Here is an 11279-nt window from a genome sequence, read left to right on the forward strand (position 1 = left end):
CTATGGAATCCATGAACAACAGCTGAACTGTTTAAAATCTTAATACTTCAGCGTATAGATATCATAATCATAACCTTCATCTATCTTCTCTGTTTTAAATTCACTCTTGGCTACATAAAATTGTCCATCTACAGTTTCTACTACTCTGTCAGTTACAACCTTCTGATATGTTTCTTTCAAAACATCATACCTTAATTTCCTTGTTAACTTACTTAAATTCTTTTCATTATCATATTCACACTCTATTGTAGCATAATCATCAAAAGTTACTATATTTCTACTATGAGGATCACCCATTTTATCTCCAGGATTATACTTATCCATTGATACTAATTCCAAATCATCTATATAAGCATAGTCATAACCTTTTGTATTTATATCTTTTTCAAGTATATAATCACTTGTTTTTCCTACTCTACCAATCCAAAATACGTAATCAAATCCATTCGACATATCGAGGAATGCAAACATATCTATCATACCATTGTTCGGATAATTATTTGGATAGAATTCCGGAATATTAAATGTAATATTATCCGATTCGGTATTATTCTCATCTTCATATATTATGTTAGTAAGATAACCTTCGCTGTATTTTAATGAATAGATTTCATCTTTGTCATAATGTTCGTTAGGAAGGATTAACTTTCCTATACGTCCATCATCTGTATAATCGAATTCAACAACATCTTTATACTCAGAATAATCTATCTCCTTAGCCTGAACTTTTACTGCATATCCGTTATCATTAAGAGTTATTTTTGCTTCAGTTCCTGCCTGTGGTTCAGAAGCATATGTAACAGATATATTGATTATCCCATCATTACTATAGTCAAGGGCAACTTTAGACTCACCGTTTTCATCATCATTTAAGTCAATGGAGATGACTCTATCCTGATCATCATATTCAAAAACTGCGGTATTTTTTCCTGACTTAAGATTAGAATTATTAATCTTTTCACTATTGTAAATATATTCATATTGCATTTCCTTAATTTTCTTCACCACAGCACCTGTAGATGCTTCGCCTTTCTGTTCTACTGAAATAACAACTTCGCTGTCACCACAAACGATTTTGATTTCTGCCTTACGTGTTTCGCCTGTAAAATTCTTCAGTAAGTTGATTGTAATACTGTTTTCTCCGGCATTGCCTCTATAAGGACTAAGTGTCAACCATGAAATGCTCTCACCGCTTTTAGAAGATGCCACTTCACTTACTGACGCTGTCCATGCCTCATCAGCAGTAAATTTGATTGTAGTTTCTCCGGTAGCGTCGGCATCAAATACCAGTGACGTAGAAGTACCGTCTGCCAACTGGATAAGTTTCTCTGTAAGGACTTCGTCGCACGCTGTCAATGCAACTGCCATCAACAGCAAAAAAGAATAAAAAGTTTTCATATCACATAAAGATTTATAATGAATTATTTTTCAGAATTTATTCCTCGACTTAAGATGAACTATACCGTTATCAATGGCTTTCACCACAAGCTGCACCACATTTTTTACTTCGAATTTAGAGAACAGACTCTTTCTGTGCGATTCTACAGTATTTACAGACACATGTAATGATTCTGCTATTTCTTTTGTCTGCATACCTGTAGATATGGCCTCCAGAATTTCCATTTCTCTTTTTGTCAACATTGACTGATAGTCATTTGTATCGCCACTCAGTCTCAGCATCTTCTTTATAGTGTTGAATTCATCGCAAAAATATTTCTCCCCTCTCAAAACACATTTCAATGCAGATCTGATTTCATCTAAATTGGCCGATTTAAGAGTAATCCCATCAGCCCCCATCCTAATCATTTTTTTCACCAGCCATGTTTCTTCATGCATAGTATTTATAACAATTCGTGTTTCGGGCGACATATGCCTTATGATTTCCATTAGTTCAAAACCACTGACATCTGGCAATTCTATGTCCAATATAATAACATGAAAGAATTTATTCTTCATCAGCCTTATGGCCTGTGCTCCGGCAGAAGCTAAACACACCTCCCCTATCTCAGACATTCCTTCTAATACGGACTTTATGCCATGAAGAATCAAAGCATGATCATCCACCACAAGTACAGCAGGTTTCTCGTATTCCATTCCTTTCTTTTCTATAACCATAACCTCAGAAACCAATATACTACTAAAATTTGTATAAATAGTTTTACATTGCAAAGGAACATAAATATAAAGAAACTAGTTTCACTGAATTCCGTGATTTTTACCCTTTTGCAATGTTTTCCAACAGATTGACACTGATATTTACCCCAACCTGGTTACCTTTAGATACATAATATTTGCCTCCAATAGTCTTAAGTCTGTCATCGATGGTACGCATACCTATACCCTCACCCTTCACATTATTTTTCCACACACCTTCTTGTTTCACTGTCAGTTCCAAGATTCCGTTTTCCTGAACCATCTCTATTAAAACAGGTTCACTATTGCCGTGTTTCAGGAAATTACTTAAAACCTCCTGTACTATACGATATATTTCGTAACCGACTTTGTGAGGTATTTGACTCCAATCTTTATCCGAACGTGACTTATATTCGATATGTATTCCTGTTTGCCTTTCCGCTTTAGCAAAATATCCGGACAACATCTCATCCAGGTCTGTAAACTGGAAACTAGGAGGCATAAGTTCATGCGAAATCGACCTTACTCCTGTTCTGATATCTTCAAGCATAACAATAACCCTGTTTCTTTCTTCATCAGACACTTCATTGCTTTTTATTTGCATAATAACACCTAGCAAATCGCTACATACACCATCGTGCAAGTCTTTGGCCAGACGCTTACGTTCGTTCTCCAGTCCATCAATATATCTTTTGGCAGAAATAAGCTCAGCCTCCTTCCTCTGTATTTTCCGTTTGTGCTGCAGGAGCAATACAATTATAAATAATACTACTATAACTATTCCCATGTAAATACCAATCCTGAGGTTTGCCGCTTTCTGGCGGGCATGTTCATTTTCCAGTCTTGAAATTTCCAATTCCTTGGCATTCACATTCAATTTTGCATTCAATTCGGACATTTCGGTATTTACACGTGTTTTCATTAGAGAATCGCCATAGGCATATGCATTCTGAATACTTTTATATGCATTTCTGTAATCGCCCAAAGCTTCGTAATTGCGTGCCAGCAACCTGTTATATGCATCATAAGAAATCTGTGCCAGAATCTGTGGATTACCCAAAAGGATATCCAGACTCTTTTTATGCTCGCCCATCCAGTTGTAGAGGCTTGCACGTACGCCCATCATTTCCAGTGCGGTAGGACTACCTGCCGGTATTGCGTCAATATACCTTTCATACTTTTCAAGATATATCTTTGCCGAATCCTTCTTTCCCCATAGCTGATATGTACTTAGCAACGGACTGAAAGAACTCATAGCCAACATGGTGAAATTTTTCCGGATAGACTCTTCTACATTGTTCTTTAGAATTTCAGCACTTTCGGCATATTTCCCCATTCTGCCATAAGCAGATGCCAGCAAAATTCTGGCATACATATACATATTTATATCATCAGCCTCGGATGCATATTGGGCAGAAGTCTCTGCATTCGACAATGCATCGTTATATCTCTCCCTCGCAAAATACATCGCTCCGATGTTATAGTAAATAGACGAAAGAGTACTTTTGTCACCACCGGACTTTCCCAAATCAGTAGCCTTGTTATAATAGAACAACGTAGAATCCGTCATGCCAAGTTTCCTATACGACACACCGGCCGACATGGAAACCGTAGCTTCGAAATTATAATCGCGCGGATTCATATGCGATGCATGCTCCAATAAATCAAGATATAGAGACTTTGCTTTTTCAAAATCCCCATCAGAATAATAATACGTTGCCCTAGAATTAAGAAGCCTCAGATATATCCAACTTCCAAAATCAGGTTTATCATACAGTTCCAAACCCTTGTCAGTGAAATATATTAACGAATCGGAGTTTGCAGATTCATATTCCTCACTTAGCATCAAATAGATTTCTGCCAAACGTTCTTGTGGCAAATCCTTAGTTCCTTTAGCAGACAAAACTTGCTTCAGACTGTCTATCCCCGAATTGCTTCCCACTGCATAACCCAAACACATTAGCCCACAGACTAACAGGCCCAATACATTCTTTACCATAATTATAATATTAGAAATTTATATACCCGTAAAAATAATAATAATATTTAAAAGCCAACCATAAAAAGCCTGTCAGTTGCTATTTTAACCTTAAAAAAGTAATAAAGTGTCAGTTATGTCATAGATAGAATGACCGACATGACAATATTACATGCCTTCACTATCTGATATAATAGAATATTTTGATTTACATCAATAAAACAATACAAAAAACGAAAAACATGTCGTAAAACATATTTTGTAACAAAAAAGGCTCTATCTTTGCAGTGTAATTAAAGGACAAAAGGTCCTAGACTTGACTTAAACTAGACACATAAATAATTTTAAGGTTAATAGGTAAATGATTAAGGTAAAAAATTCGAAGGCCGGCCGTGAGGCTCGCCCTAGAGAAAAAAAAGTTTTAATAACTTAAAAAGAAAGGATAACATTATGAAAAAGGTAAAAAGTATTTTTAACAAGATTGCCAATGCAGACCCAATGATCTGGGGTTATGTAATGTTGAATGAAAACATGGCAAACAGAAAGTAAAACTTTCGGGTCATAACGACCTTTTCAATTGAAACAACAGCCGTGAGGCTCGAATATAAAAAAAAGCGCCTGCAAAATTTTGCAGACGCTTTTTTTCTTTCTTGAGCCATAACATCTCAATCTGAAGACTTGTCAACTTGCAACCTGTAAGTTGAGTTTGCGAAGCTTAAGTTAAATCGCTATATTCGCATCCGGAAACATAAAAAAGAAAGAAACTGCACCACAAATGACTACTTCAGGCATAGACACGAGCAATCAGGAATTCCAGAACGCACTAAAACTGATACAATACACACATCAGTCAGTATTCCTCACAGGAAAGGCCGGAACAGGTAAATCAACATTCCTCAGATACATCTGCCAGACCACAAAAAAGAAATACGTAGTCCTGGCACCCACAGGCATTGCAGCCATCAATGCCGGAGGAAGCACCATGCACAGTTTCTTCAAACTGCCTTTTCATCCTCTTCTTCCGGACGACCCAAAGTTCAAAGGCAGCCGTCTGCACGAATCCCTGAAATACACCTCCAATCATCGTAAGCTGCTCAAAAGCCTGGAACTCATCATCATAGATGAGATATCTATGGTACGTGCCGACATTATAGACTTCATAGACAAAGTTCTGAGAGTATACTCGGGAAACATGCGCGAACCTTTCGGTGGGAAACAGCTCTTGCTCGTAGGCGATGTATACCAGTTGGAACCGGTAGTGAAAAGCGACGAAAAGGAAATACTCAGTAAGTTCTATCCCAATCCATATTTTTTTTCGGCCAATGTATTCCGCCAGATGGAACTGGTTTCCATTGAACTCACCAAAGTATACCGCCAGACCGACAAAGCATTTGTAGGAATACTGGACCATATACGTACCAACACAGCACGGGCTGCCGACCTGCAGCTCCTCAATACCCGTTTCAACGCCCCAATATCTGAAGGCGAAAACGACATGTACATCACACTTGCTACCAGACGCGACAGTGTGGACTACATCAACGAAAGAAAACTCAGCGAACTGGACACCCCTCCCGTGGTACTGAAAGGCGAGATAAAAGGTGAATTCCCCGAAAGCAGCCTTCCCACAAACATAGAACTGACTGTCAAGAAAGGCGCACAGATCATATTCATCAAAAACGATTTGGAAAAACGATGGGTGAACGGAACACTGGGAACCATAACAGGCTTTGCAGCCGACGGCAGCATAAGCATTACCACCGAAGAAGGCAGGGAATTCTATGTGGAACAGGAAAGCTGGAGCAACATACGCTATCACTATAACGAACAGGAAAAGAAAATAGAAGAAGAGGAATTGGGCACATTCAAGCAGTTCCCCATCAAGCTGGCATGGGCAATAACAGTCCACAAGAGCCAGGGACTTACATTCAGCCGCGTAGTAATAGACTTCACCGGAGGAGTATTTGCCGGTGGCCAGACATACGTGGCGCTGAGCCGATGCACCTCGCTCGAAGGCATACAGCTGAAAAAAGAAATCACACGTTCGGACATATTCGTAAAACCCGAGATAACAGAATTCTCGCAAAAGTTCAACGACTCCATGTCCATAGACCGTGCCATGAAAAAAGCCCAGGCCGACATAGAATACGAAAAATCAGTAAAAGCATTCGATAAAGGCAATTTCGCCGAATTCCTGGACAGTTTCTTCAAAGCCATACACAGCCGTTACGACATAGAGAAACCACTCATACAGCGTTTTATAAGGAAGAAACTTGGAATAATAAACAGACTGAAGGAAGAAAACAAATCACTGAAAGAAGAACTCCGGCAGCAGAAGGAAAACCTCAGGAAATATGCCCACGAGTATTACCTTATGGGTAATGAATGTATCACCAAAGCCAAAGACCCCAGAGCCGCACATGCCAATTTCGACAAAGCCATAGAGCTGTATCCCGAATTTGTAGACGCATGGGTAAGGAAAGGTGTGACATATTTCGACGAAGACAATGTAGAAGAAGCAGAAAGATGTCTGAATCATGCCCTGCAAATACAGCCCAACAATTTCAAGGCCATCTATAACCGCGGAAAGCTACGCCTCTTCACAGGAAAGACAGAAGAAGCTGTGTCCGATCTGGACAGAGCCACAAGCCTGAAACCGGAGCATCCCGGAGCCCACCAGTTCTTCGGCGAAGCACTGGAGGCCGTAGGTATGGAATACGAAGCGGAAATCCAATACCGCATAGCCGAAGAACTGAAGAAAAAACGCAAATAAGGGAGTTTAGAATGAATATTCTACTCCCAGATTGAAGTTATAAATATTGTCCGAGTAGTCCATACGCTCAGTAAGTTCCACTCCCTGACTGTTTTTAGGTACATACGAATATGGCACAAGCGACAGTCTCGGTTCCACAAATACTCCCCACCTGTCATTAATCCTGTATTTAGCCTGCAAGCCACCGGTAAATGCAAAGTACGTAAACTTCACACTCTGCGAAATATCCTTCTTATTCATTCCTGCAATTTCAGCACCACCTATAACAGAAACAGCCAGATACCTTTTTACGTCAAGCGGAACAAACTCCATTACATTCACCATAGCCTCCACTCTGGCTCCTGTATAAGCACAGTTCAGCTTGTTTTCGGCAGTCACCATTCCCTCTTCATTATAAGTATAGTATCTGTTCCATGTATCTCCACCATAGAACAAAGAACCCCTGATGCCCAAAAACGGCAACAGCCACTTACCTGCCGAAACAGCCACATGCGGTCCCAGAGTATTCTTTATCCCCATCTCCCTCACTATATTCGAGAACTGATACTGAATACCCCCTGCAAGGCTGACAAAGGCATCAATTCCGGCGTTTCCACCTTCACCTGCAGGCTTTTTATACCTGTCGTCCAGATTATATATAAATCCCAGTTTGCCACCATAACCCACATCATACTTATGCCAGTTTGTCTTCGTATAATGGTCTATTCCGTCCGTATATAAAGCCACAGTCGGTTCCAGAATCATACTCAACTGGTCTATGAGTCTCAGTTTAAGCTGCACCCCCGCATGCAGTTCACCCACATTGAAAGCATCCTGTCCCTTCATTTTAGTGTAAGTATATCCCAGTCCCAGAACGGACGATATTTCGAACAGTCTCGACGGATTATACCCCTTCATATAGGCTGTGATATTAAACAGATGACTGGCTTGAAGTCCCACCCTTACAAAGGAGTCGCTTGTTCTTTCATGCAATGCCCATCCCCCGTTCAGGTTCACCCTTGCCGTATGCACCGGAGTGAACATCTTTCCATAACCGGCCGAGAATATCTTATAAAGCCCTATCTCTGCCCCATCTCTGTTCAGAAAATCCTCCACTCCCATGTTAATTTCCACAAAAGTATTGTCAGACCATTTGTTGTTTTCGAAGTTCTTGTTCTCAGGTCTGTATCTTTTCTGCATAGAGTAGTCAAGCGCATTGAAAAACTTTTTTCCACCCACAGTGTCATTTACAGCTGTAGAATCCTGCTGTGCCCACAAGCCGGCATTCATGCCCAGAAACAGAACAATCGTTGATATAATAAATTTAAGTTTTATCATAATGTGTTAAAGTCCAAATTGTTGAATATAAATATCAATCATATCTTTGTTCATATCCAAATCATTGATTGTAGTTTCAAACAAATCCTTGCCTATATCACCATCTGTCTCCGCTATAGGAACGTATTTGGCATCTAAAGTAAAGCATTTGGTAAGACAGTACTCTGCATTCATAAAACCTGCATCTCCGGTCCTGATATGAGCGATAGCCTTCAGATACCACGTTTTCGGGTCATCCACCGGCAATTTCTTTGCAGCCTCCATAGCCAACGCATCATTCTTTTTGGTATCCATGGCAAGATACATCACAACCTCGTTCAGTGGCGAAGAACTTTTAACCAATTCGAAAGTCTTTCTTGCTTCTTCCCTTTCCTTGGCATTCGATCCACCTCTGTAATATCCGCCAAGACACATTGCAAAAGCCTTCAGTTTCGCATTATTCTCATTATCCGGCAGAATCTGTGCCATCACACTCGCCTGTTCAAAGTTATTTGCCTTCAGATACATACTAAGCTGGTTTGCCACCACCTGTTCCGGATTGATAATCTCTTTCGTCACACCGTCCATTTTTGTTCTCACCACGTTTGCCCCACGTGTTTTCCTGTCAATGAACGGTTCCAGAATGGAAGTATCCACAGTATCCCTGTTCAGATACGATACAGCCAGTAAGTTTGCAGGCAATATCCACGGTTGTCCTTCCGACTCTTTCGAAGCCTTGTATGCCCTGCGGTACAGTATTTCCAGTTCCTTCTTGTCCTTCACCATCTGGAACAGATGCCAGTATTCATACAGGGCGAAATCCTTCTTTCCTGTCCTGTAGTCCATATCCGTCTCATATCGGTGCAATATTTCGTCAGGAGTAAGTTCCCTGAAAATCTCATGCTTATACTCAAACCTCATATATCGCAGTGCCCCCAGATGCTCTTTGATAACAGTGTTATAATAAGGCAGTTTTCTAATCTCCATATACTGTTTCTGCTGGCTGTCCGGATTAGCGTCGATAATCTTCTGCAGCTCCTCCGCTTCCTTAAAGCACGAATCGTTTTTCAATACATCCACCAGTTCTATCCACTCTGCCACCCTTGCATCCGGAGCAGGCATGAAAGTCCTTTGCAGCGCCCTTGCAGGAAGCAGTCTGTTCAGCTGGTTCTTTGCAAACACCGCACGTCTCTTGGCCAGTGCCAGGTTGGACTGATAGTTACCTTCCGGCGACGACACACCCGTCACCCTTATTTCCTTCAGTTTACAGTCCTCGCAGTTGATGATATTCATAAGATTATCCCTCAAGGCATTAAGCTGTATTTCGTTGTTCGGGTCCTTATCATCTATCTCCGCCTTGTTCACAAGGAAAGTAAGAGATATATTGGCAGCAGTATTTCGCAATTCCCTTTTCGGTCTTCTTTTATAGTCTTCAAAATTCAGGCTGTAGCTGTCCAGCGAATATTCCAGGAATTTCAGCGGTCGCCTTGCCTCGCAACTGATAATCTTGGTCAGTTTGTCATAATACACCATGTTATAGTCCTCCAGCCTGATAACAGCATTACCATAATAGCTCTTTGTAGGGTCCGGCACAATCACCGTATCCTCCCACTCGATGTTCATTCTGTTTTCCGTCAGCGGTCTTTTGTTAGCATATTTGAACAATGGGTCATTATTAAGATTATATGCCATACGTCTTTCCTGTGTCAGGCGATACTGTTCACCGTCATATACTAAAGGCTTTGTGAAAGTCACTGTATCCTGATTGTCGCAAATCACCACATACGGTTGTATTATAAGTCTGGCATTTGTCTTTCCGAACTGTGCGGGAATAGGGAAAGAATTCCTCATTATCAGTTTGTTTCCTATAAGTGTCGGTGCTGCTTCCTTAGGCATAATATCCTGCAATGTACCGACTACATCAATACCACCTAGCTGAATACCGGCATCCAGAAAGACGTTTATTTCCATCCTGTACTTCACTTCTTCCAAAACAGCTTCAGCAAGTCCTATTTTATAAATCAACGCTCCAGTCTCTGCCACTCTTATTTCGTAATATCCCCCTTCATCAGCCTGTTCCTGTCCGTCACTGAAGATGGTTGCATTCTGACTGTTTATAGCATCAAGAGCATCCTTCGCATCTGCCACAGTGTTAAAGGCATAAATATAAACCACATCTCCCTTGAATGGTAGTTTCGTTTCCTTATCCAGCACACGTCCTGACACAATCTTAATATCCTGTGTCCATCCCGGTACATATCCTGCATAAAGAGCCAGCAGAAGAATAATAATTTTGATACACTTCAAATCAGAAAATTTTTCCATATCAGTTTATAATATAAGAAATAGATACTCCCAGCTTTGTAGGGAAGAGTTTGAATCCCTTGGAGTTGGTAGTAATGTTACCGTCGTTAAAATAATCCTCGTACGTATCGTCTTTATAATAATATTTTTGTTTGAATCCCAGAAGTCCGAATCCACCATAGAATTCCAGGTTCAGTTTTTTCCCTAGCGAGATAGAATATCCGGCTGTCAGTCCCAGTCCAACGGCATCCCCGTCGTACATATAGTCTCCAAGTTGCATTTTATAGGTAGTACCCAAGGCTCCCAGTCCTATATATTCCCTGGTCATAGGACGTCCGTTGAACCAGTACCTGTATTCAGCCTGTAGTCCCAAAACCTCCGAGTTAAATCCATAAGGTTTTGAATGTCCGAAAGCTCCCAGATTAACACTGGAGTGTTCGCCCGTCACCATTTCGAATTCCACGTTCGGTGTAAGTGCAAGCAACATCAGTCCGTTAGTTTTTACGGCAATCTGTTGTGCATGAACAAGGCTGTAACTGCAAAACAGGAATAATGATAAAAGTATATATTTAATATGTTTCATGATTATTAGTTTTGAGTTACAGCGCCTGTTTCTTCATCAAAGGACACGTTCTTATCATTTTCCGGTGAAGGTTCCCATTGAGATACTTCATCAGTCACATCAACATTCTTTGGTGAAAATTTAATTTTATAAGTCAGATACGAGCCATTTGATAAGGTATAAATTGGTTCATCATCTAAAATATCATAAATAGTATAAGGATCTTCATATTC

Annotated in this window: 8 protein-coding genes; 1 reads left to right on the forward strand and 7 read right to left on the reverse strand. The window is 40.4% G+C overall.

Annotated elements, in window-relative coordinates; translation table 11 throughout:
• Positions 1-39: 39 nt before the first annotated feature.
• From I6E11_RS13415 to I6E11_RS13425, 3 genes are all read right to left on the reverse strand, one after another.
• Entirely contained in the window at positions 40-1398 is a 1359-nt protein-coding gene (locus I6E11_RS13415; RefSeq protein WP_235338657.1) for a BACON domain-containing protein, read from the reverse strand.
• A 30-nt stretch (positions 1399-1428) separates the two neighbouring features.
• Positions 1429-2115 (reverse strand): response regulator, encoded by a 687-nt coding sequence (locus tag I6E11_RS13420; protein WP_235338658.1) that lies wholly within the window; start codon positions 2113-2115, stop codon positions 1429-1431.
• A 100-nt stretch (positions 2116-2215) separates the two neighbouring features.
• Positions 2216-4132, reverse strand: a complete 1917-nt coding sequence (locus I6E11_RS13425) for a tetratricopeptide repeat-containing sensor histidine kinase (protein ID WP_235338659.1) — start codon at positions 4130-4132, stop codon at positions 2216-2218.
• 754 nt (positions 4133-4886) lie between these two features.
• On the opposite strand from I6E11_RS13425, the gene I6E11_RS13430 reads away from it, so the two are divergent.
• On the forward strand, positions 4887-6884 hold the full coding sequence (locus tag I6E11_RS13430) for an AAA family ATPase (RefSeq protein WP_235338660.1): 1998 nt from the start codon (positions 4887-4889) through the stop codon (positions 6882-6884).
• Between the two features lie 6 nt (positions 6885-6890).
• Here I6E11_RS13430 and I6E11_RS13435 read toward each other — a convergent pair whose 3' ends face one another.
• The 4 genes from I6E11_RS13435 to I6E11_RS13450 all read right to left on the reverse strand — a co-directional run.
• Positions 6891-8201 (reverse strand): hypothetical protein, encoded by a 1311-nt coding sequence (locus I6E11_RS13435; RefSeq protein ID WP_235338661.1) that lies wholly within the window; start codon positions 8199-8201, stop codon positions 6891-6893.
• A 6-nt stretch (positions 8202-8207) separates the two neighbouring features.
• On the reverse strand, positions 8208-10505 hold the full coding sequence (locus tag I6E11_RS13440) for a hypothetical protein (RefSeq protein ID WP_235338662.1): 2298 nt from the start codon (positions 10503-10505) through the stop codon (positions 8208-8210).
• Between the two features lies 1 nt (position 10506).
• Positions 10507-11067 (reverse strand): DUF3575 domain-containing protein, encoded by a 561-nt coding sequence (locus I6E11_RS13445; RefSeq protein WP_235338663.1) that lies wholly within the window; start codon positions 11065-11067, stop codon positions 10507-10509.
• Between the two features lie 5 nt (positions 11068-11072).
• Positions 11073-11279, reverse strand: a 207-nt coding sequence (locus I6E11_RS13450; protein ID WP_235338664.1) for a hypothetical protein, incomplete at its 5' end; no start/stop codon positions are given.

This window comes from Bacteroides caecigallinarum (genome assembly GCF_021531075.1).
Classification (GTDB): domain Bacteria; phylum Bacteroidota; class Bacteroidia; order Bacteroidales; family Bacteroidaceae; genus Phocaeicola; species Phocaeicola caecigallinarum_B.